Origin of the sequence: Paenibacillus sp. FSL P4-0338 (genome assembly GCF_038002365.1) — a bacterium.
In the GTDB taxonomy this organism is placed as follows: domain Bacteria; phylum Bacillota; class Bacilli; order Paenibacillales; family Paenibacillaceae; genus Paenibacillus_AQ.
On the sequence record NZ_JBBOCG010000001.1, the window covers coordinates 2515229 to 2537429 of the forward strand.

General features: G+C 51.8%; 17 protein-coding genes. 4 read left to right on the forward strand and 13 right to left on the reverse strand.

Annotation, left to right across the window (positions count from 1 at the left end):
- Positions 1 to 2: 2 nt before the first annotated feature.
- The 4 genes from MKZ07_RS11125 to MKZ07_RS11140 all read right to left on the reverse strand — a co-directional run bounded on the left by MKZ07_RS11125 (position 3) and on the right by MKZ07_RS11140 (position 7807).
- The gene (locus tag MKZ07_RS11125) at positions 3 to 1652 is read right to left on the reverse strand and encodes a response regulator (RefSeq protein ID WP_076156734.1); all 1650 of its coding nucleotides are present in this window, start codon (positions 1650 to 1652) and stop codon (positions 3 to 5) included.
- 598 nt (positions 1653 to 2250) lie between these two features.
- Entirely contained in the window at positions 2251 to 2715 is a 465-nt protein-coding gene (locus tag MKZ07_RS11130) for a GNAT family N-acetyltransferase (protein WP_036700727.1), read from the reverse strand.
- Complete coding sequence (gene purT, locus MKZ07_RS11135) at positions 2705 to 3895, reverse strand: formate-dependent phosphoribosylglycinamide formyltransferase (RefSeq protein ID WP_036700725.1); 1191 nt, start codon at positions 3893 to 3895, stop codon at positions 2705 to 2707. Before purT ends, MKZ07_RS11130 begins: the two co-directional genes overlap by 11 nt.
- A 210-nt stretch (positions 3896 to 4105) precedes the next feature.
- Entirely contained in the window at positions 4106 to 7807 is a 3702-nt protein-coding gene (locus MKZ07_RS11140) for a dynamin family protein (protein WP_341025836.1), read from the reverse strand.
- Between the two features lie 243 nt (positions 7808 to 8050).
- Here MKZ07_RS11140 and MKZ07_RS11145 point away from each other — a divergent pair, with 243 nt between their 5' ends.
- Entirely contained in the window at positions 8051 to 8392 is a 342-nt protein-coding gene (locus tag MKZ07_RS11145) for a PadR family transcriptional regulator (protein ID WP_036697987.1), read from the forward strand.
- On the forward strand, positions 8389 to 8949 hold the full coding sequence (locus MKZ07_RS11150) for a DUF2812 domain-containing protein (RefSeq protein ID WP_051493848.1): 561 nt from the start codon (positions 8389 to 8391) through the stop codon (positions 8947 to 8949). Before MKZ07_RS11145 ends, MKZ07_RS11150 begins: the two co-directional genes overlap by 4 nt.
- Before the next feature lie 76 nt (positions 8950 to 9025).
- Here the strand turns inward: MKZ07_RS11150 and MKZ07_RS11155 are convergent, their stop codons facing one another.
- The 9 genes from MKZ07_RS11155 to MKZ07_RS11195 all read right to left on the reverse strand — a co-directional run bounded on the left by MKZ07_RS11155 (position 9026) and on the right by MKZ07_RS11195 (position 20188).
- Positions 9026 to 9292 carry a hypothetical protein gene (locus tag MKZ07_RS11155; protein ID WP_036697991.1) on the reverse strand — a complete coding sequence of 89 codons (267 nt, stop codon included), beginning with the start codon at positions 9290 to 9292 and terminating at the stop codon, positions 9026 to 9028.
- Between the two features lie 2 nt (positions 9293 to 9294).
- A complete protein-coding gene (gene nth, locus MKZ07_RS11160; protein WP_036697993.1) occupies positions 9295 to 10002 on the reverse strand; it encodes an endonuclease III in 708 nt (235 codons plus the stop codon).
- A 212-nt stretch (positions 10003 to 10214) separates the two neighbouring features.
- Positions 10215 to 13031, reverse strand: a complete 2817-nt coding sequence (locus MKZ07_RS11165) for an S-layer homology domain-containing protein (RefSeq protein ID WP_341025838.1) — start codon at positions 13029 to 13031, stop codon at positions 10215 to 10217.
- Between the two features lie 22 nt (positions 13032 to 13053).
- Entirely contained in the window at positions 13054 to 13704 is a 651-nt protein-coding gene (locus tag MKZ07_RS11170; RefSeq protein WP_036697996.1) for a GerMN domain-containing protein, read from the reverse strand.
- Positions 13705 to 13809: 105 nt separating this feature from the next.
- Positions 13810 to 15249 (reverse strand): N-acetylmuramoyl-L-alanine amidase family protein, encoded by a 1440-nt coding sequence (locus MKZ07_RS11175; RefSeq protein WP_036697998.1) that lies wholly within the window; start codon positions 15247 to 15249, stop codon positions 13810 to 13812.
- Positions 15250 to 15448: 199 nt separating this feature from the next.
- Complete coding sequence (locus MKZ07_RS11180) at positions 15449 to 17026, reverse strand: N-acetylmuramoyl-L-alanine amidase (protein ID WP_036698001.1); 1578 nt, start codon at positions 17024 to 17026, stop codon at positions 15449 to 15451.
- Between the two features lie 190 nt (positions 17027 to 17216).
- A complete protein-coding gene (leuD, locus tag MKZ07_RS11185) occupies positions 17217 to 17819 on the reverse strand; it encodes a 3-isopropylmalate dehydratase small subunit (protein WP_076156715.1) in 603 nt (200 codons plus the stop codon).
- Between the two features lie 25 nt (positions 17820 to 17844).
- Entirely contained in the window at positions 17845 to 19269 is a 1425-nt protein-coding gene (gene leuC / locus MKZ07_RS11190; protein ID WP_036698006.1) for a 3-isopropylmalate dehydratase large subunit, read from the reverse strand.
- A 169-nt stretch (positions 19270 to 19438) separates the two neighbouring features.
- Positions 19439 to 20188: a LytR/AlgR family response regulator transcription factor gene (locus MKZ07_RS11195; RefSeq protein WP_341025841.1), complete on the reverse strand. Its 750-nt coding sequence runs from the start codon at positions 20186 to 20188 to the stop codon at positions 19439 to 19441.
- A 176-nt stretch (positions 20189 to 20364) separates the two neighbouring features.
- On the opposite strand from MKZ07_RS11195, the gene MKZ07_RS11200 reads away from it, so the two are divergent.
- Entirely contained in the window at positions 20365 to 21039 is a 675-nt protein-coding gene (locus tag MKZ07_RS11200; protein WP_341025843.1) for a response regulator transcription factor, read from the forward strand.
- The gene (locus MKZ07_RS11205) at positions 21027 to 22175 is read left to right on the forward strand and encodes a HAMP domain-containing sensor histidine kinase (RefSeq protein ID WP_051493850.1); all 1149 of its coding nucleotides are present in this window, start codon (positions 21027 to 21029) and stop codon (positions 22173 to 22175) included. Before MKZ07_RS11200 ends, MKZ07_RS11205 begins: the two co-directional genes overlap by 13 nt.
- Positions 22176 to 22201 lie beyond the last annotated feature (26 nt).

Sequence of the window (22201 nt, forward strand, 5' to 3'; positions counted from 1 at the left end):
GACTATTCTCCCCGCGCGCTGTTCTTATACTCTTTGGGGGATTGTCCGTATTTCTTGCGGAAGCAGAAGCTGAAATAATTCGGGTCGGCAAAGCCGATCCGCTCGGCGATCTCGAACGCCTTCAGCTCGGTGGAACGAAGCAGCTCCTTCGCGGCCTCCAGCCGGATTTGCAGCAGATAGCTGACGAAGGTCATCTTCATTTCTTTTTTGAAAATGCTGCTGAAATAGCCCGTGCTGATATGCAGATGCTGGCATACCCTGCCGATTGACATATCGGATTCTTCATAGTGGCTGCGGATATATTCCTTAGCCTGGTCTATGAGCTGCTTGTAGCTCGACTGGCGCCCCGATGCAATGGAATCCATCAGCCGGGTACATACGGTAATAATCCACTGCCGGGCTTCTTCCAGGTTGTTGAATTTGTTCATATCGCTTAGCGAGGTCAGGCCGGGTCCGATAAAATCATTCGTTCCGCTCCCGGATTCCTTCGCCACCCGCAGAATGGAGGTGATGATCTCCAGCAGGAAGATCTGATAATCCTGCGCCGACACCTGCTCCGTATCCAGTCCCCGAAACAGCTCGTCCACGACTTCGCGCAGCTCCTGGACGGTGCCCAGCTTGATCGTGCGGATCAGCGACTGCTGGGTCAGCTCATCATAGTCCAGCATCCGGCTGGACCGTGACTCCACATCCTCAATCCAGATGACCCGGTTGTTGCCGAGGATCAGCCGGTAATCAAGCGCTTGCAGCGCATCCCCGAAGGAATGGAACAGCATGGACGGTGCCTTGCAGACAGTGCCGGCCCCGGCAGTTACCGTCAGCTTCAGGAAGCGCTGCACATTCTGGCAGATCTCTTCGAGAATGGCAAAGGTTCTGGCGGTGATGTCGCTCTCCTCCGGGCTCTGGCTGACCGAGAGCAGCACAACATCATCCCGGTGGATGAATACCTTGCCGAAGCCATGCTTCTGGCAGATCTCCTCCGCGATGTTCAGCACAGCATAGAGCTGGAGATTACGGTCTCCGGTATCCCGCAGGGACACGGGCCGCCCTTCCTGAAGCCCGGGGGAACGGTCCGGACGGATATAATCGATGCTGATCACCGAGGACTGGAACAATTCACCGGTAAGGGGGATGCCGTACTCAGTGCTTTTCTCAGCGATCTCTGCAGAACGCAAACGGCGGGACACCAGGGTAGAGAGGAACTGCTCACGCAGAAGCGGCAGGCTCTTACGGTAATGCTCGCTCAGTACGAACACATTCTCCTTCTCGGCGATCTCGGTCTCGATCGTCGCGCGAACCTTAAGCAGAACATCAATCAGCTCCCGGGACGAGAAGGGCTTCAGGATATATTCATCAATCTGCAGCTTGATCGCCTTCTGGGCGTATTCGAATTCATCATAGCCGGTCAGAATGATAATCTTCGTATTCGGATGGCGGCTGCGTATCCATTCTGCGAGCTGCAACCCGTTCATAAAAGGCATCTGGATATCGGTAACGACCACATCCGGCAGCAGCCGGTCGATCGCATCCGCCGCCTCCCGCCCGTTCTCGGCCTGCTCAACAACCTCGAAGCCGTACTGCTCCCAGTCAATCTGGGCAATAATGCCTTCTCTTACATCTTCCTCGTCTTCGGCGAGTATTAATTTGTACATGCTTCATCCCTCTTCGGCATAGGATATGGAGGTTCACAGAACTATAATAGCTGATTCAAATGGTCCGATCTATGTTTATATAGAAGGAGCAATTTACTATATAGCGTGTCCTGATATAACGCAAGCGGAAATTATGTACATAGGTTAGAGCACTTAAGAAGTTAACAAAAAGCAAAAGAAGCGGAGGGGAAATTTGGAACTATAGGAGCGATAGCGGCCGGAGGGCCAAATGTTCACCGCAGCGACGACCAAGCTTTGAGTTGTACTCTTTTTAATCAACAAGTGGATTTCGCGCACTTAATTTGATCATATTAACCATTAAGGCTAATTTCAGTGGATAAATGACATTTATTTCTGCGGATTTGCTCATAACGCTGGGGTTACCGACGAATAGATGTACTTTTTCCAACTGCTGTTCTAGATAGGGGGATTTCGGGCGAAATAGATGCTCTTTTCCCACTAAATTCCTGGGGCGACCTCGGGGAAAAGGCGGAGCGGGGAGCATTCCAGACCAGCAGTGGCGGGGTTGTCACGCTATCTCCAAAAAAAAACCATCCCGATTACGCCGGGATGGGGATGTTCGGTTACACGTATAGGATTATAGCAGGGCTTTATTGAAGCGGTAGCCTGTTGTCTTTTCAAAGCCGATATGGCGGTAAAACGCATGTGCAGGTGCACGTTCAACGCGGTTGCCGCTCCGCAGGAACAGCTGGCAGCAGCCCTGATGGCGTGCCCATTCTTCCGCTGCGCTCACGAGTCTTTTGCCAAGGCCTTGTCCTCTAAGCTCCTCTGATACGATCAGCGCGGTAATCTCCGTAATACAATCGGCATGCTTGTAGTAGGACTTCACCTGCCGTAAACCGATCATTCCCACAACTTCGTTATTGAGCTCTGCGACCAGTGTGCAGTGGAACGGATCATGCTCCATGCCTTCCATTCTCTCTTTCATCACGCTAAGCGTTGTCGGATAGCCGAATTCACGCAAAAGGGCTGTCACTCTCTCCAGATCATTCATGCCGCATTTGCGAATTTGCAGTACCTGCTCCTGAGTACTACTGTTCATCCTTGTATACCTCCACTTGTAGCTTAGACGCAGCCTGCTTGGCCGTCATCCGCGCGATTTCAACATCTTCCGCTGAACTGAGTGTTACTGCCATCCGCCGCCCTGGGCGGATCTCCGGCTTACCGAATATCCGGACCTGCGTGCGGGGAAGGGCCAATGCCTCTTCAATCCCGTTCACCGCAAAAGCTTGTCCGGTTCCATCAGTCTTCAGGGTGGCCGAAGCTCCCGGTGTCAACAAACGTACCGCTTCCAGCGGAAATCCAAGAATGGCTCTGACATGCAGAGCAAATTCCGACAAATCTTGCGTAATCATTGTAACCATACCTGTGTCATGCGGCCGGGGGGACACTTCACTGAACAGAACCCCATCCGCGGTGAGGAACAGCTCCACACCAAAAATTCCATAACCGCCAAGCTGATCGGTAACCGCCCGGGCGATAGCCTCAGCCTCTTCCAGCTGCGCCCCGCTCATCTGATGCGGCTGCCAGGACTCTACATAATCGCCATCCTGCTGAATGTGGCCGATCGGCGGACAGAATACGGTTCCGCTAACCGAACGGACGGTAAGCAGTGTAATCTCGCTCTCAAAGGTAACAAAAGCCTCCACGATGACGCGTGTCCCCTTCGCACGTGCGCCTTCAAGCGCCGTATTCCAGCAGCCTTCCGCATCGCCTGGTGTTCTGCACACGCTCTGGCCTTTGCCTGATGAGCTCATGATCGGCTTAATCACACAAGGCGTTCCCAGCTCTGACACGGCCTGGCGAAGTTCATCCAGACTGTCAGCGAACCGGTAGGCCGCTGTAGGCAGGCCCAGCTCTTCTGCCGCCAGACGGCGGATGCCTTCGCGGTCCATGGTCAGCCGAGCAGCACGGGCGGTAGGAACAACGAGGAATCCTTCTTCCTCCAGCTCCACCAGCGCCCCTGTAGCAATGGCTTCAATCTCCGGTACAATCAAATCCGGCTTCTCAGTACGGATAAGCTGCTTGAGTGCCTCTGCATCCAGCATGTCCAGTACATAAGAGCGGTGGGCCACGCCCATCGCGGGTGCCGCTTCATAACGATCCACAGCTACGGTCTCTACGCCAAGGCGCTGAGCTTCGATAATGACTTCCTTACCCAGTTCACCGCTGCCGAGCAGCAGCAGCTTTTTACTCCGGGCTGATAAAGGAGCTCCCCACATTGTCGACTCCAACCTCTTTTCGCAAATTTGTCTGCTGACTTCTCTGTTTCTGTAAAATGTCGCAGTTTGATTGTAAATTTTCAGTCTTCTTTATTTTCATCCATCATCCACCAGATTGCAAGTGTTCTTCGACATTTTCCTACAAACTTCACAGATGGCTGTTCAACAGACAATTGAAAACGGTTTATCAAGTGAAAAACCTATAAATTTTTATATTTCAACGAAAGCCTGCTCCTGAAGCCGTAATTCTTCGGCGATCCGGCCCCAATGCTGCGCACCATCACCCCCTTTCAGCAGCGCCGACATGGCTGCCTCCTGTTCAGACAGGCCTTCACGCAGCTGGTCTGCGGCCTGGGATAAGGCCGCTGCCGCTGCATCGGTATAGAATGTCAACAGAGAGTGCTCCTGTCCTTGCGCCGCCGCAGCTACCGCTTCTTTGAACCACGGCTCGGCAGCCGCGCGGATCTCTGTCCGGCCCGGTCCCTCGAAGAAGTGGCGCGGAGATTTGAAGCGGCTCCACAGTCCGGCCCAGTCCAGCGGAGCCAGAACGCAGTTCAGCTTCGCAGGTGCGGGCCAGCGCTCATCTGGATTCTCCAGCAGCTGAAGCTCCTGATCCGGGATGGACAGCTCGGCAGCAGCCGCTGTGGCCGCCTGGGTCACGAATCTGCGCCCTGCCGACTCCAGCCGCAGGGTCGTTGCCCACAGCTCCTGCTCCAGTTCACGCAGAAGACTGCGCTCCAGCTCCCGCCCGCAGGCGATGAAGATGTCCTTCAGGTTCCCTCCGTCTTCCCTGAGAATGGATGGATGGAAGGACTCCTGGAAGGAACGCCCGAACGAAAAGGCAATCCGCTGCCGGACATGATAGAGAAGCTCTGCACCTTCACGGCGCAGGTCCCGGAGCGGCCGGTCTTCCTGCGCAAGCGCAGCCAGCCGCAGATTCGCCGCTTCCCGGCGCTGCCGGAACTGCTTCATTCCTTCCGCCTGCTGGTCTGCTTCCATCAGCGCAAGGCGTTGCCATTCTTCGGCGCGCCCGCGCACCGAGCTTAGGCTGTCCTTGGCTGCTGCCAGAGACAGTCCCGGCAGTTCATCACCGGCGAACGCGGAGAGTGCGGCTTCAAAGCTGCCGAACCCGGAGGCCTCGTAAGCCTCCCCCGCTCCGCTTGTCTTGCCCTCCAGCGCAAGCAGGCTGGACACGCTGTAAATCCGCGGTGAGGTCAGGCCTCCGGCCCGCAAATTTTGCGCCACATGCTGCTTCACCTCTTCAAGCTCGGCCTCGTCCGCTGCGAGGTCTGCGGCGTTGATGATAAAGAACATTTTGTCGAGCGCGAAGCTGTCCTTGATTCTACCCAACTGGGCAAGCAGGCTGCGGTCAGCCTTGGAAAAGGCGTGGTTATAGTAGGTCACGAAGCAGATGGCATCGGCGTTCTTCATGTAGCCGAAGGTAACACCGGTGTGCCGGGCATGTAAGGAATCCGCACCCGGCGTATCCACTAATACAATGCCGCTCCGTGTCAGCGGACTGTCATAATACAGATCAGTACTCTGCACGAAGCAGGCGCGCTTCTCGTCTGCAACCAGGCTGCGGTATTCCGCCAGGCTGACGGTCCGCTCTGTCCCGAGCAGCGGACGGGATTCCTCCCATCCGGCGGCAGCTGCCCGCAGGAAGCCGGCATGCGGCAGCGCGGACGGATGAAGCCCGCCGGTCTGCAGCCGGGCTACGGCTGCGGTCCACGAGTCGTGCTGCGGCGGTGCCAGCTGCAGCACACTGAAGGAATGGAGGATGTCCTCCCAGACCTCCTCCGCCCGCTTCATGGTGATGGCCGCCGCCCCATGGGCGAAGCCGCCCTCCGGCGCCAGAATCCGCCCGACGGCAGCTGTTGCCGGATGCGGCGACACGGGCAGCACCTCTTCGCCCAGCAGGGCGTTAGCGAAGGAGGATTTGCCGGCGCTGAACGCTCCGAACAGCGCCATCGTGAAGCGGCCGCCGGCGAGATCCTCCGCCCGCGCCGCCAGGCTGCGCGCCGCCGAGGCCATAGCCGGCTCGCTCCGCAGCACCCCGGCCGCCGCGTGCAGCGCCGCTGCGGCCTGTGTCAGCCGGCGGCGCCCGCCCGCCGGCTGTGCCGTGCCCGCCGCCCAGGCCGGGGCGGCGCCAGGGCTTGCCGCCGCCGCAACGCGCGGCGGCGGTTCCGGGCTGGCGGCGCTAGGCGCGCCAGCCGCCAGGGGCGGCACCCCCGGCAGCGCGCCGGGGGTGAGGGTGCGGCGCGGCGGCAGCAGCGCCGCGAGGGCGTCCGCGCGCGCGGCAGCCGCGCGGTCCAGAGCGGCCAGCGCGGCCAGCGCATGCGCCTGCCGCTGCTGGGCCGCCCGGCGGCGCGTGAGCTCCGCGCGCCGCTCCTCCACCAGCGGCGGCAGCTGCGCCAGCAGCGGCTCGCCGAAGGCCAGGACCGCGCGGCGGAACTGCGCCTTAATCTCTGCCGCAAGCGTGCGGCAGAAATTAAGCAGCGCCTCGCCTGAAGCCCCGGTTCCCGGCTTCACCTGATCCGCCAGCCACTGCTGGCTCACCACCGGGAAGGCCTGCTTCAGCATAGGCTCCGCTTCCTCCTGCCATAGCTCCAGGCCTTCCGCCCATTCGCGCACGAGCTCGAGAGTGTGCCACTCCAGCTGGGCAGTGATCTCTCTCTGCTGAAGGCTATGCCAGTGCAGCAGCCGCGCTCCCTGCTCCTTCTCCCGCTTCGCAGCGGTGAAGAGCAGGCCGCGCCGGAAGCCAGGCTGGAGGCTCTCGATGTATGCGCCCGCTGCATCCCGCAGATCGGCCGGCATCAGATTCGTGTTGCCGAGCAGAGCGTCCAGCCTGCTGCGCAGATCGACCCACGACTGTTCAGGCAATTTCTCCAGCGACGCTTCCTCCTGCATCGTTGCCAGGAGCTCTGCTTCCACAGCTTCAGCCGCTGCACCATCTGCCTCTTCGAGCAGCGCAGCCCGCTCCTCCTGCTGCTGCTCACGATAATCCGCAATTACAGCATCCGCCGTATGATGCATGGAACGGGACAAGCTATATTCAAGCAGTACCTGCCGCTGCTCCAGCAAACCGGAGATCAACGACAGCAGATCCTTCCACTGATTCAGCGGATGCCCCTCCACCTTAAGTGAAGTGAACAACAGCCCCGCAGAATGAACCCCCCATTCCCGGAAAGCGCTTTCCACTTGCCGCCGGTATTCCTCCAGCGGGATTTCCTGCTCCCTGTGCTTGTCGATCTGATTGATGATCAGGTAGAGCGGCTTTCCCCAGTCACTAAGGCTTTTGGCAAACGCCAGATTATTCTCCGACTGCACATGATTGTAATCCATCACATAGAACACGGCATCCGCCAGATGCAGCGCCGAGCGCGTCGCCGCCTGATGGCCCTCATCTGTCGAATCTACGCCGGGAGTGTCCATCAGCACACCGTGAGCCCCCAGCACCGGGACATCCTCCCACACCTCTATCGCTGAATATTCAGTCCCCTGGCGGCAGAAATCCTGAAGCCGGTCAGGCGTAGTCTTGATCACCCCAAGATTCCCTCCGGAACTTCCGTCCACCGGATGCAGCAGCACCTGCGGTGCTCCGCTGCGGATCGATACAATATTCGCACTGGTTGGAACCGGACCCGAAGGCAGCACAGGCTTACCACAGAGCTTGTTAATCATGCTTGACTTCCCTGCCGAGAAATGTCCGCAGAATGCCAGCGTCAGCTCATCTGCGTGCTCTTTAACCCTTAGATCTGCTACAATCTGCGCACTCTTCTGTTCTCCCCATTGCCTCATGCGCTCCTCCAGCAGCCTAAGCGCTGATGATCCCGCTGTAACCTGCTCCACTCTTTCCCGTTCTGCTCCCACGACATCCCCGCCTTCGCTGCGTTCTATAGCTTCTTTCATAATTATTACATTTGTATGATTTATTTCACTGCAAGAATAGAATAATTATATTTTATCATCAGATCGTCACAAATCAAATATCCACATTTACAAAATCACCTATAAACCTTCACGAAAAACTAGATTTCGCAGATGCCATATATCGCTTGACAGATAATACCATAATCATATACTATATCCATGACGGATATATCCATTATGGATATATCATTCGATCTCAATATTTTTGATAGGAGGAATGGTATGCCTAAGAATACCCCCTTGAAAACTGAGCAAATGTCCGATTCTGCTTACTACATCCTGCTCGCTTTACTCTTACCTAAGCATGGCTATGCAATTATGAAATACATCGAAGAGCTTACCGAAGGCGAGATCACCATGGGTCCTGCGACATTATATACACTCATCAAGAAGCTGCAGAAATCCGGTTACATCCTTTTACACGAAGACGACGATGAACGGCGCAAGACCTATCAGCTTACTCAAGCGGGAACGGCTATGGTAGAAGCTGAGATTGAACGACGGTTAAGAATGTCAAAACACGGGAGATTGGCACAGCTAAATGCGAAGGAGGAGCTACAATGAGGGGAAACAATAAGCAGATACGCTATATTATGTCTTGGGGCTTGGCTTTTGCCGAGCAAGAGGAAATGGATAAATTAAGCAGATTGTCGGAACAGGGCTGGATACTGGAGCGTTTTTCCCGCTTAGGGTCTGGTTACATTGTCCGTAGAGGAACAGCCCGAAGACGGATTTATTGTCTGGATATCCAGAATGTACTTCAGCAGGAGGTGCAGGAATACCATGAGCTTTTTGCCGACAGCGGCTGGGCGTATGTATGTTCTGCCGGAAATATGCATATATTTGCTGCGGAACCCGGCACAGTTCCCATTCATACTGACCGTTCTACTCTCTATGAGAAATACCGAACAATTACTCATACCAGTAAAATTATAGCTGGCACAGTCACCCTGCTGATGTTAATTACCTTTCTAATGAGATACCTGTCCATTCACGTATGGAATCTTGAGCTGCTTCATCATCTGACGAGTGTGTCTATGTTGCTGTGCGCCATGCTCTTTCTCCCTTCTATTATGGTCTATATCGCGTATACTCTGAGGCTTAGACATTACTTAGAATAGTCAGCCGCACTAGAGCTTCGTGAAACGCAAAGAGAGCCGGCCCAAAGGGCCGGCTCTCTAACTAACTCTAACCAAATTAAGCTGTTTCCAGCACTGGAAGCAGGATTTCAAAGACTTTGCCGTGCTGCAGGATGGTCAAACCACGGGATTTGTCTTTCATTACTACAACCTCTGGCTTCGCGGACATACGCTCCAGGTAGAACTCAGGCACATCGCCGGAATGGCTGATTGTGATACCTTCCACTTCCTGTTCTTCGTTCTCTTCCATCGGGCTGTCCACTACGCGGTCAAAAATATCGGAAAATGCTTCAAAATTATCGGTGTATACAGAAATGCACTTCATCTCTATCCCATCCTCTTCTTCTCTAATTCTTGGTTAGCTTTCGTATGATCCTTAGCTTTCCTGATTACAGCAGTTTTCATACGTTTCTTGCCCTCCCGGCATACATCCAGCAGCGGGCAGATCTGGCACCCGGGATTCTGAGCCTTACAGTGATATCGCCCGAAAAAGATCAGCCGGTGGTGCGTCAGCGTCCATTCGTCACGCGGCACCGCCTTCATCAGCTTCTTCTCCACTTCCAGCACGGAATCTTTCCAGCCCGCAAGTGCGAGCCGTTTGGCTACCCGTTCCACATGAGTATCCACGGCAATCGCTGGCACTCCGAACGCATTCGATACGACCACATTCGCAGTCTTGCGTCCGACACCAGGCAGAGTTACCAGCAAATCATGGGCCTGAGGCACCTCACCCCCGTACTGCTCAATCAGGATTGCGCAGAGGTTCTGAATATGCTTGGCCTTGTTGCGGAATAGACCAATCCGCCGGATATCCAGCTCCAGCTCTTCCAGCGGTACTGAGATATAGTCGATCGGAGCCTTGTACTTCTGAAACAGGTCCTCGGTCACTTTGTTCACTGTTGCATCCGTACATTGGGCTGAGAGCAGCACGGCTATGGTAAGCTCAAAAGCATTGCTGTGATTCAGCTCGCAATGTGCATCAGGGAACATGCCACCGATAGTGTCCAGGATGTGGCGGACCTCTGCAGCTTTCATAGCGTCCCCTCCACGGAGCAGGTATGACTGCAAGTCCTCTTGCAGCATATCTACTCAAGTCTGAAGAAATATAAGCAAAGATACATTATATCGTATACTTTCGTAGCGTTCAAGCGAACACCGTACTGCCCTTATATTTCAAAAAAAACGCCTTGATCCAGGGAAAATTCAAGGATCAAGACGGTGTTTCACACGGAAAATCACCAAAACGATTATTGTTTCACAATCTCTACAACCTTGTCGTTATTGAAATACATTATAATATTATCATTTTCTTTGAGAGATTGCACGGGTAAAGTCGTGTCACCTTGATGAATATATGCATTCAGGGCAAGTCCAAACTTATTATTCTCATTCAGCGTGGCACGTTTAGTGTATATTTCATTCGTCGCGCTCTCATAACGGGCGAACGTCCGGTTCAACTGACTGAACACGGAGATGATCACTACACCAGTCGCATCCTTACGCACCAATACCCGGTCTGCTGTGGTAAGACCGCTCAGAGCGTTCGTTGCAACACCATCCCGGAGGATTCTTACTCCGCTGCCCGCAGTATAAGGCTGGGAGGCTCCCGTATAATCCTTCACAGTGAATGTACCTGCTGCGGCATCCACTGCCGTTACCTGTCCGGCAACCTGTTTAACCGTCTGCAGGGACAGCGGTGTGGAACCGTCGAAGCTGAGATTCACGAAATCTCCGGCCTTCAGCTCAGTCAGTGCGATCTTCTGTCCTGCTTCGTTGGTAAGCGGCACATTCACCAGGTTTAACTCGCTGCTGTTGCTGCCACCCTCCAGCTTCACGGTCATCTTGTTAGTGCCCGCATTGATGGTAGCAATCTCGAACTGGGACGACCCATTCACACGCAGCACAGAGATGAGCTCCTGGTTGCTGGCAAGCACTGCCGTAACCGGCACATTGAGCGGAACATCGGTGATGACGGCGCCGCTTTTGCCAAACATTTCAATGGCCTGCGGATAAGACATCGTCAGCAATTGTCCGTTGCCCAGCTTGAACACAATCGTTTTGGTTGAAGTATTGATAGCCGTCAGGGTGCCGGAATATTTGGTTGTGAGTTCAACAGACATTGCACGCTCATTAATAGAGGTCACATCAATCTTGCGGTTCTCAACCAATCTGGGCCCCATGGTGGACAGTGAAGAGGTAAGCATTCCGCCGTACGACATCTTAGTTTTCTCATCCATTTTGACCACATGAGCCTTGCCGTTATTGTCCGTGAAGGTCAGATACTGGGTCTTGGTGTTATAATCCACAACGCTAGCAGCCACATATTGTTCAATCTGGCGACTGAGCACCTCAATCTTGGCCACCTGATCATTGCCGTTCAGCGTTAGCTGCACATTGTCACCGGATGTTTTGTCAGCGATCAGGTCTGCGATTACCGGACTTACGGCGTTAGGAATCACAATAGCCGGTGTGGCAGCCAGCAGATTGACCTCACGGGTGCCATCGCTCTTCTGGTAGACAATCGTTGAATCTGTCAGCTCATAAATGAAGCCCTTCACTACGCGTTCAACACCAGAGGTTACTTCCACCGAACGGATCGTATTGTCCTTGATGGTATAAGAGACAGCAGCACCGGCATTCAGCTCTGCGGGCTGAATGATAGAGTTCGGGGAGCTGAACAGCGTAGTCCCATCTTCCCATTTGAAGGTTTCTACTGTGCCGTCGGCATTCTTAAATGTGATGCTCTTGGCTGCAGTGTCAACGCTTTGAACCGTGCCTTTAGCCGTCTTGTTCACAATACCGGAGGTGACCTGCACCTTCACAACCTTGCGGGAACCGGTGAAGGTTTCACGCAGCAGCGTAAGCTTGCTGCCGGCGGTGATGGAAGCGGGCTGAATGACCGCTCCGTTCACATCCAGGAAAGCCGTGTCTGAATCGTAGGGATACTGATCGTATCCGTTCGCGGAATCGACCCAGATGATACCCGGTGTATGCTTGGTGAACACACCTTCAGCCTGCTCAACCTGGACTGCCGGATCTGTGAGTTCTACATAAGCTGCGCTATAGGTAGCTCCAATTACAGTCACATTCGTATAGGGCTGGATCTCGTTCAATGAGATGCGATTCTCGGAGGTACTGGTGTAGTAGGCGGTATTGGCATTCAGAGTGAATTCCAGCGTACTGCCGTTAGTGTACAATCCCAGCTTGCTGTCCTTGAGTGAACTGACCGTTCCTTTGAACGTATTGTCGTATTCCAGGCTATTATGCGCTTCAGCACGGCTAAAGAAGGTAGCCAGCTGCGCACGGGTCACAGCGCCTTGCGGATCGAAGCGGTTGCCGGTTAACCCATTCGCCAGTCCCAGCTCCACCGCTGTATTAATGTAGCCGCGTTTGTTCGCGGACACTTTGGCATCATCGGCAAAGCCTGTCGGCCGGCTTGCAGCCGCTGACGCCGATGCACTCTGGCCAAGCGCGCGGATCAGCAGCTCCGCGACCCATTCACGGCTGGCCTTCCGCTCGCCCCACGAGCTTTTGAGGTTATCTGCAGCCATCTCCGTGGTCTTATCCAGCAGTCCGTGCTGGAAGGCCAGGATTACATATGGCTTATAATAGTTCGTAACCACAAAATCATTAGGCAGCGCAACTTCGGTACTGGTGTTCACATTTCCCTGCAGCTTCATGAAGCGCAGCGCCATCAGCACTGCTTCCTGCTGGGTCACAGAATCGCCAGGACGGAACAGGCCGTTATTGCCAACCACAATGCCCTGAGTTGCCAGCTTGTAGATATGCTTTTCGGCCCAGAAGCCCGTCTTGACATCACTGAAGATCCCTGAACCAGTTGCAGCCGTCTGCGGAGTTACAGCAGCAACGGCTGCTCCGGTTGAAGAATTATCGGCAAAGGCAGCCCCTGCCCCGCCAAGCACCATCGCACCGGCCAGAACGGCAGATACCGCTTTTACAGAATAAGATTGAACCGTACGCTTTAATCGTTTTGGACCGGACAATTCGATATTCCCCTCTCTATGGCTCATCTGGATTTCTATGTTGGTAATTTCGTCAGCCATCCGGCTTATTCCTGCCTAATGCCTACAATCCGTTGTTCTCGCGGGTAATTGGATGCACAAGATCCACATGCCCCATCAGGCTCTCTACCTGTTCTCCATCTACCAGCACATCGATATTCTTCACTTCATCGAACTGGAAGAACATCTGTGACAACGCGCCAATCGCCAGAGACTCGCCGCCTGCACCAAGCTGTGCCTCATCCGGCTTATGAATATCCATCACAATCTGTCCATTGGAGAATTCCAGTGATTTCAGTTCAATCTTGTTCCATAGAGGAATTTGGTCATCCTTATCGCTCTTCTGGAGTGTTTTGAAGGCTTCCGTATATTTCTCCTTGGCATCCTTGAAGCTGATAGAAACTTCAGCCGGAATTAAGTCGTTCTGTTGCAGGTCAGTATAATACGTCTTGATCTTAAGACTCTGCTTCTCAGGCACTGCCGGTGCCTCCGTAGCCGCTGGAGTCACAGTTGCTGCAGGCTCAGGCGTGCTTGTAGCTGCCGGTGTGGCAGTGGGAGTATCATTCCCGGCATTGTTTCCTTCAGCACCGCTGGATACCGAGGTTGAATCCTGACCGGACGCATCGGCCGGTGCAGCAGTAGGTTTATCGCCGCAGCCCGAAATTACGAGAAGCAGCATTGCAGCGATCCCTGCATATGTCAATTTCTTGTTCATTTGATTAACCCCCTCAGATGAATATGGGCAGGAGGGACTGCAAAGTCCTTTTGACCGCATTATAAGGTCTGCATACGACTCTGCGGCTCCTGCTGCCGCCCGTTGTTATTGAATCCCGAGATACTCTTTTATTCCGCTGACCATCGATGCGGCCACATTGTTCTGCAGTGCTTCAGTGAACAGCAGAGCCTCGTCTTTCTTATTGCTGAGATAGCCAACCTCCAGCAGTACCGCAGGCATCTTTGTCTCGCGTATCACATGGAAGTTGCCGTAACGAACTCCCCTGTTGCTAAGCCCGGTAGCCTGCACAAGATACTTGTGCATCACATTGGCCAGAGCCTTGCTCGCGTCCCGCTGATAGTAGGTCTCCGTTCCGCTGGAAGCCGCTGATCCGCTGCTGTTGGCATGGACGGATATGAACAAATCTGCACCGAGGTTATTGGCAATTGCCGCCCTTTCCTTCAGTTCAAGGAAGGTATCGTCGCTGCGCGTCAGCACCACGTCAATTTTGTTCTCCTGCTTTAGCAGCGCAGCCGCCTTCAGAATCACGGCCAGGTTGAAATTCTTCTCGTATTTGCCGGTAATGCCTACAGCCCCTGAATCCTTCGCGCCATGTCCGGCATCAAGTACAACCAGCTTGCGCCCGCTGTTGCCCGGCTGCGTTGAAGTATCGCCTGGAGCCTGTGCGTTCAAATCAATGACAATGAGCTTTGAGGAATCTCCCGATACCTCTACGCTATAATTTTTGGGAGTTTTAAGATCAATTACAAATCGGACAGTATAAGGATTAGTGCTATACAGCGAATAGCGGATACCGGAGACATCCGGATAATCCGTAACTGTCAGGTTCCCGTTCAGGTCAGGGTCAAGTATTTGTCCTGTTCCGAATATATCCGAGAACGTGGCATTCGGCAGATCAATGATGATGCGGTCCGGTCCGCTGATCTTGGAGATCTTCGGCTCGGCATTGCCGTCTATCGCAATCGTGAACCGGTTCTCATTGAAGCTGATCCCATTGATCATGCTCAGGCTGCTTGAGGGTTCTCCCGGCGGCACTACAACCGTCCCTCCGTCCCCATTACTTTGTCCCGGGTCAATGTTAGGCTCGGGAATGGGCGGGGTAATAAGATCTACAACCTTCTTCGTGTTATCCCATTTGACCGTAAGACCGAATTGCTCTCCAATGAACCGTATCGGTACGAGTGTCGTACCGTTCCGCAGGAGAGGGGCTGTTGACATAATTACCGTCTTACCGTCGACGGATGCCGCAGTCTGATCTACGATCAGCTGAATGGTCTTTCCTTGCTGTTCAATCTTGATGGTCTTGCTTGTCTGATTCCAATCCACCTTGTATCCAAGGTTCTCAGCGATCATTCTTAGCGGCACCATGATGGAGTTATTTACATTTTCCACCGGAACGTCTTGTCCTGCATTCAGTTCCTGGCCATCCAGGAAGATCTTGTTCTGGCCAGCAGCGGCTTGTCCATGCCCTGGCAGTACCACAACAAAGAGCAGCAGCAACAGCATAAAAGCAAATTTCTTCATTCTTCACCTCTAAGACTCTAGTATTCCGCCCCCAATCGGGCGTTCTTGATGGCATGCCAACTGACAACCTTCGACATAGTGTAGACGTTCGTAGAACTTAAAAGTTGCGAATAAATCCCAATCAATGTGGAAATGTCTGTGTAATCCCTGTTGCTAAAAGGTATGTAGTGCGGTTACAGACAACTTCGCTTATACAGCGTTACAAGCCAAGATATTCCTTAATTCCTGCTACAATCTCCCGCGCGAGGTTATCCTGCATCTGTTCGCTGTACAGGGCTGCTTCATCTCCCGGATTCGTCAGATACCCCGCCTCCAGCAGAATGGCAGGCATCCGGGTCTCCCGGGTCACATGCAGGCTTTTGGAACGGACTCCGTTGTCCTTAAGGCCGGTTCCCGCTACCAGATGCTTTTGCATAATCTCGGCAAGCGGCAGGCTCTCGCTGCGGCTGTAGTACGTCTCACTGCCATTCACTTTGCTACGGTTCGGATAGGATACGTCGAGTGAATTGGCATGAAGAGATACGAACAGCGTAGCATTCGCCGCTTGGGCAATATTCACACGATCCTGGAGGCCCAGGGTAATATCCGATGTACGGGTGTAGATGACATCAGCCCAGCCTTCCTGCGTCAGAATAGCTCCGGCTTTCAGGATGACCGCGAGATTAAAGGTCTTTTCCAGCTTGCCGGTAAGACTGACCGCACCCGATTGCTTGCCCCCATGTCCGGCATCAAGCGCAATAATCGGTCTTCCGGTGAATACCGGATTCACAGGCGCGCCCGTTTCACTGCCTGTTACATTCAGATCGATTGTGACTAGACCTGTACTCTCATCCGTACTTACTTGGTAATTCTGATAGCCTGTGGTCTGGATTACGAACCTGACCGTCGGCGGATTCGTACTGAACAACGCATAACGTATTTCAGATACAAGCGGGTAGCCGCTCACATCCAGCTTGCCCTGCGGACTTCCTCCCGTGGATACGCCCGGGAAGCTCCCGCTGAAATCAGGAGCAAATGCCGCTCCGGCAAAATCCACTACAATGCGGTCAGGTCCGGTAACTCTCGTAACTGTAGCCTTGGCTCCTCCCGCAGCGGCTACAATCAGCCGGTTCTCGCTGAATACCGCCCCTTTCACCACCGGTGATGTAGCTGGCGGAGTCGGAGTAACTATAACACTTCCGTCCAATTCCTCGAGAATCTCTGTGCCGCTCTGGGGCGGAGTGGTCGGTGCAGGAGACTCAACAGCCACTGGAGCGGCTCCGGTTGACACGGAGGGAGCTGCGGTGGCTGACGGCAGCGGATCTGAAGTGGCAGGGGCCATCTCTGTTACCCCTCCGCTCAAATACACCGTCTTATCCGTATTGTCCCAGCCGACGCTAAGACCGAACTGCTCGCTGACAAAGCGGACAGGCACCAGTACCGTCCCGCCGTTCTGCTTGGGTGCAGCATTAAGTGTCAGGTTAACACCATCAGCTTGAGCGGTGGTGCTGCCGACTGCAAGCTGTACAGACTTGCCGTCCTGCTGGAGAGTTACCTTGCGGCTGCTTTGTTCCCACAGCACTTTGAAGCCCAGATTCTCCACCACTACACGGATCGGAATCATAACGCTTCCATTCACATTCTCGAGGATTACCCCCTTAGGCAATGCAAGCTCCTTGCTGTCCATCACGATCTTACCGGGGTTTGTTCCGGCTGCCGCAGCTTTGTGGCCGGCGAATGACAGGAGGAGCAGTGGCAGCAGCAGTAGAAGCAACACCCGTTGTCCGACTTTCTTCATCCTTTCCTCTCCTTTGGTCCATTGATAGATTTGCAGATAAGATTAAGACGACACTAACCCCCAAAAGTTGCCTTCGCAGGCAATAATATCTCGATTATAGCAAAAAAACTTCTATTTCCGACACCCGGAAATAGAAGTTTTGTGTAAATATAAGAATAAATATGCTTCACCCGTTAACTTATCTTATCTCTTAGGCAAAAAGCTTAGCTGCATGTCGCTCTTCATAAGCGGCAATCTCATCGGCATGCTGAAGTGTCAAGCCGATATCATCCAGCCCCTGCAGCAAGAACTGCCGGCGGTGCTCATCCAGTTCAAAGGTGATAGCAAGACCATACTCATCACTCAGCTTATTGTTCTCCAGATCCACAGTAAGCGTGTAGCTCTCATGCTCGGCCGTGCGGCTGAACAGATCGTCTACCTGGGTCTCCGAGAGCTTGATCGGCAAAATGCCGTTCTTGAAGCAGTTATTATAGAAGATGTCGGCATAGGATGGTGCTATGACCACTCTGAACCCGTAATCCATGATGGCCCAAGGAGCATGCTCCCGGGAGGAGCCGCAGCCGAAATTCGCGCGGGAGATCAGTACAGAAGCTCCCTCATAACGCGGTTTGTTCATCTCAAATGCCGGATTGTCATTTCCCGCTTCATCAAAACGCCATTCGTAGAAGAGAAATTGGCCAAAGCCTGTGCGCTCGATCCGTTTCAGAAACTGCTTGGGAATAATCGCATCCGTATCTACATTAACCCGGTCTACCGGGGCTACAATTCCTGTTAACTTCTTGAATTCTTCCATTTGCTGTATCCTCCTGCTCTCTCAATTATGAGTTGACGGCTTCCGTCTTGTAGTTCCAGTCACGCACATCCGTGAAGTGTCCTTTGATGGCTGCCGCAGCCGCCATGGCAGGAGAGACCAGATGTGTGCGTCCGCCGCGTCCCTGGCGTCCTTCGAAGTTACGGTTGGAGGTAGAGGCGCAGCGCTGTCCCGGCTGCAGAACATCCGGATTCATCGCCAGGCACATACTGCATCCAGCTTCACGCCATTCAAATCCTGCTTCGGTGAATACTTTGTCCAGACCTTCCTTCTCGGCCTGCATCTTCACGCGCCCGGAGCCTGGCACCACGATCGCTGTAACCTTGTCAGATACCTTATGGCCTTTGGCTACTTCAGCCGCGGCCCGCAGATCCTCAATCCGGCCGTTAGTGCAGGAGCCGATGAAGACATAATCAATTCCAATCTCGGAGATCGGCGTACCCGGAGCCAGATCCATATATTCAAGCGCCTTCTCGGCGGCTTTGCGTTCATTCTCGGTAGTGAAATCAGCAGGATTCGGCACGGTGGAGTTGATATCCGTTCCCATACCAGGGCTGGTGCCCCAGGTAACCTGCGGGATAAGTGTTTCTACATCGAATTCCACCACAGTATCATACTGGGCACCTTCGTCACTAACAAGGCCCTTCCAGGTCTCAACGGCGGCATCATACGCTTCACCCTGCGGCACATATTGGCGTCCGCGCAGATAACTGAAGGTGGTCTCATCCGGTGCAATCAGGCCCGCTCTGGCTCCGCCTTCGATCGACATGTTGCAGACGGTCATACGCTCTTCCATCGACAGCTCACGGATCGCTTCGCCGGTATATTCGATAACATAGCCAGTCGCAAAGTCCGTTCCGTATTTGGCAATTACGCCGAGAATCATATCCTTGGCGGTCACTCCCGGATTACGGCTGCCGGTGAAGCGAACCTCCATGGTCTTTGCCTTGGACTGCTGCAGACACTGGGTGGCCAGCACATGCTCAACTTCGCTGGTGCCGATCCCGAAGGCCAGTGCACCGAAGGCTCCGTGTGTGGAGGTATGGCTGTCTCCGCAGACAATCGTCTTGCCGGGATGGGTCAGGCCAATCTCAGGACCCATGACGTGAACGACACCTTGGTCAATATCATTCAGGTCAAACAATCTTACGCCGAAATCACGGCAGTTCTGCGAAAGCGTATCAATCTGCTGCTTGGAGATCGGATCAGTAATATTGAAACGGTCCTTGGTAGGCACGTTATGATCCATTGTGGCAAAGGTAAGTCCCGGACGGCGGACCGGACGGCCGCTCAGGCGAAGTCCTTCAAACGCCTGCGGGGAAGTCACTTCATGAACCAGATGAAGATCGATATAAATAATGCTCGGCTTGCCTTCTTCCTGATGAATAACGTGATTGTCCCAAATCTTCTCAAACATTGTCTTATTGCCCATGAATTTCACCTCATATAGTAGAATCGTTCCTATGAAGAGAGCGTGGAGTCTCTCTTGAATGTTCTAAATATAACATCGGTGCGTTTATAATTCCAAGATATGATTTCTATAGCGCTGATAGGCTGTACCTATGAGACACAAGATTATAACAAAAGGCTCTTGCAGGATTTCACTTCCTAATATTCATACCCTCACTAACCTTCTGAAGGAACTTGTCCAGCACCAGAGACCTTTTCCGCCTGCTTAAGGGAAGCAAGGTTCCATCATCAAGACGAATTTCAATATCATCAACCGAAAAAATATATTGAATATTTACTATACAAGTTCTATGTATATCAACAAAACCCTGCTCGCTATATTGCGCTATTAAATCTATAAATTTAAATCCTTGCAATAAGTAGGTTCTCCTTTTGGTATGTAAATAGCTTTTCCTGTTTACACTTCCAAAAAACATTATATCATTCAAGGGAACTTTGATTAACGCTCTTTTATCGCCTGTGATGTTAACTTTAAAAACTTGAAGTTGCGGGTTATCATCTTTTATAGCATTTACCACACGATCTATTATTAAAAATAATCTTTCGTTCATGAGTCTTTTAGGTAAAAAACCGCTTATATCATACTGGAAGGTATTTAAAACCTCTTGTTCTGAAGAAGTAACAAATACCAGCTTGAATTTTTTATCGAAAAGGCGCAGTTTTCTCGCCACTTCTTTCCCATCCATTAGCGGCAAGTCTAACTCCAAAAAAATGATATTGTAATACGAATGATATTGCTCAAAATCATCAATTAGTTTTTTACCATTTGTATAAGTGTAGATGGTTGTATTGACTTTTAGCCTTTTGAATATTCTTTTTGCTTCAGATACAATGCTATTCAAAAATTTAATATCATCATCACAAAATGCAACATTTAGCATTCAACCACTACCCTTCATTATTTTTGTGGCATTAAATTTGGTTCGAGTCGAATCTATTTTTCTTCATCCATCTGCCATTCTTACCATATTTTCCTTATAATAATAGCATAAAATCAGAATCAACATTGGTCAAGATACTAGTCATAATTAAAGATTCTTAAGGAGGTTTTTTTAGATTGAAGAGTAAAATTTTGCTCATTGATGATGAACCAGGAATTATCTCTATTCTGAAGAATTACTTTGAGTCATCCGGTTATCAGGTATATTCAGCTCTTAGCGGAAATGAAGCGCTTGAAAGAGTCCATTGTCAGCCCGATATTATCCTGCTTGATATCAATATGCCAGACATCGATGGTATTACAGTTTGTCAGCGAATTCGCAAGTATATTTCCTGTCCAATCCTTTTTCTAACGGCTAGAGTTGAAAGTAAGGATAAAATTATCGGTTTTCGCGCAGGAGCAGATGACTATATCCTCAAGCCCTTTGATATTGATGAATTGGGGGCAAGAGTAGAAGCCCATTTACGTCGCGAAAATCGTATGCATAAGCAATCTATAATCCGTTTTTTTGGAGATCTTACCGTAAATTATTCTAACAGGGAAGTTTCTGTCTCCAGTTTTGTTGTACCACTGTCAAAGAGAGAATTTGAAATTGTAGAACTGCTTTCCATGAATGCCGGGCAAGTTTTTGACCGCGAACACATTTATGAAGCCATTTGGGGAACTGACGGAGAAGGAAGCAGCGATACGATTATGGAACATATTCGTAAAGTTCGGGCGAAACTCGCGGTATTTACTCAGAAAAGCTACATTGATACGGTATGGGGGGTAGGCTATAAATGGAACGGATAAACCATATGAGTTTAAAAAAAGCATTCTTTTTTCTATCGGCCATATTTTTACTTATCGCTTTGCTCCTGAGCGTCATATCAATTTGGGGGATCAGCGAAATTTTCAGGCATTACGGGCCGTCTATTGAATTAAAGATGGATGGCAATGATGTCAGAGCCACACCAGTGCCCCCAGAACCTGCTTACCCGGCATGGTATCACATTTTTAGCATCCTGCAATTTGCGCTTCCCACTCTATATGTACTAACAGGATTATTTTTAGCTGATTGGCTTTTTTATCGGATTAAGCTTAAAATGCCCCTGGCCGCTCTGCAAAATGGAGCCCGGCAAATTATGCACAACAACCTGGACTTCTCGATTGCATCTTCTGCAAGTGATGAGCTTGGACAGCTCTGTGACGCATTTGAAACGATGCGATGTGAGCTTCTGAAAAACAACAGGGAACTGTGGCGGCAAACTGAGGAGCGAAAGAGGTTAAATGCTGCTTTTTCTCATGACTTGCGAAATCCCGTAACCGTAATCAAAGGCTCGGTAAAGCTGCTTAAAAAGGGAATAACAAGTGGAAAACAAACAAAAGAAGAGATCGGTGATACACTTTCATTACTTGAAGAGTATTCCGGCAGGATTGAAGCTTTTATAGAAACGATGAGCAGTGCCCAGAGATTAGAGGAAATGCAATGCAATTCAAAACAGGTTCAGTGGTCGGCTCTAATCCAAGAGCTTTCGGTAAGTCTGACGATATTACGTAAAGACAAGAAGCTTAATCTGCATGATAATAACGTCAACAAAAACGAGTGGATTTGGGTTGATCGGTCCATTGTTTATAATGTGGCAGAAAATCTCGTTTCGAATGCCGTCCGGTACGCCCGTAAGCAAATTAGTGTTGCTGTCACCTGCGATGATTCCAGTATGCTTCTTACTGTTCAGGATGATAGTGAAGGCTATTCTCAGAATATGTTAACCCGCGGTACAGAACCGTTTTTACGCGGAGATCATCCTTCTGGGGATTCAGGGCATTTTGGGATGGGACTGTACATTTGCCGGCTGCTCTGTGAAAAACACGGAGGCACCCTAGCCTTACAAAATACAGAGAATGGTGCAATGGCAACGGCTTCATTTAATATTTTGAAATCTTGAGCATTTTTTGAGATTTATATTCTACA

What these genes read in the sequence shown, in the direction of transcription:
- MKZ07_RS11150 (WP_051493848.1), top strand. Translation starts at nt 8,389, where the DNA reads ATGAGGGGAAACAATAAGCAGATACGCTATATTATGTCTTGGGGCTTG.
- nth (WP_036697993.1), bottom strand. Translation starts at nt 10,002, where the DNA reads ATGAAAGCTGCAGAGGTCCGCCACATCCTGGACACTATCGGTGGCATG.
- MKZ07_RS11170 (WP_036697996.1), bottom strand. Translation starts at nt 13,704, where the DNA reads ATGAACAAGAAATTGACATATGCAGGGATCGCTGCAATGCTGCTTCTC.
- MKZ07_RS11145 (WP_036697987.1), top strand. Translation starts at nt 8,051, where the DNA reads ATGCCTAAGAATACCCCCTTGAAAACTGAGCAAATGTCCGATTCTGCT.
- MKZ07_RS11165 (WP_341025838.1), bottom strand. Translation starts at nt 13,031, where the DNA reads ATGGCTGACGAAATTACCAACATAGAAATCCAGATGAGCCATAGAGAG.
- MKZ07_RS11140 (WP_341025836.1), bottom strand. Translation starts at nt 7,807, where the DNA reads ATGAAAGAAGCTATAGAACGCAGCGAAGGCGGGGATGTCGTGGGAGCA.
- leuC (WP_036698006.1), bottom strand. Translation starts at nt 19,269, where the DNA reads ATGGGCAATAAGACAATGTTTGAGAAGATTTGGGACAATCACGTTATT.
- leuD (WP_076156715.1), bottom strand. Translation starts at nt 17,819, where the DNA reads ATGGAAGAATTCAAGAAGTTAACAGGAATTGTAGCCCCGGTAGACCGG.
- MKZ07_RS11155 (WP_036697991.1), bottom strand. Translation starts at nt 9,292, where the DNA reads ATGAAGTGCATTTCTGTATACACCGATAATTTTGAAGCATTTTCCGAT.
- MKZ07_RS11125 (WP_076156734.1), bottom strand. Translation starts at nt 1,652, where the DNA reads ATGTACAAATTAATACTCGCCGAAGACGAGGAAGATGTAAGAGAAGGC.
- MKZ07_RS11130 (WP_036700727.1), bottom strand. Translation starts at nt 2,715, where the DNA reads ATGAACAGTAGTACTCAGGAGCAGGTACTGCAAATTCGCAAATGCGGC.
- MKZ07_RS11195 (WP_341025841.1), bottom strand. Translation starts at nt 20,188, where the DNA reads ATGCTAAATGTTGCATTTTGTGATGATGATATTAAATTTTTGAATAGC.
- MKZ07_RS11180 (WP_036698001.1), bottom strand. Translation starts at nt 17,026, where the DNA reads ATGAAGAAAGTCGGACAACGGGTGTTGCTTCTACTGCTGCTGCCACTG.
- MKZ07_RS11175 (WP_036697998.1), bottom strand. Translation starts at nt 15,249, where the DNA reads ATGAAGAAATTTGCTTTTATGCTGTTGCTGCTGCTCTTTGTTGTGGTA.
- purT (WP_036700725.1), bottom strand. Translation starts at nt 3,895, where the DNA reads ATGTGGGGAGCTCCTTTATCAGCCCGGAGTAAAAAGCTGCTGCTGCTC.
- MKZ07_RS11205 (WP_051493850.1), top strand. Translation starts at nt 21,027, where the DNA reads ATGGAACGGATAAACCATATGAGTTTAAAAAAAGCATTCTTTTTTCTA.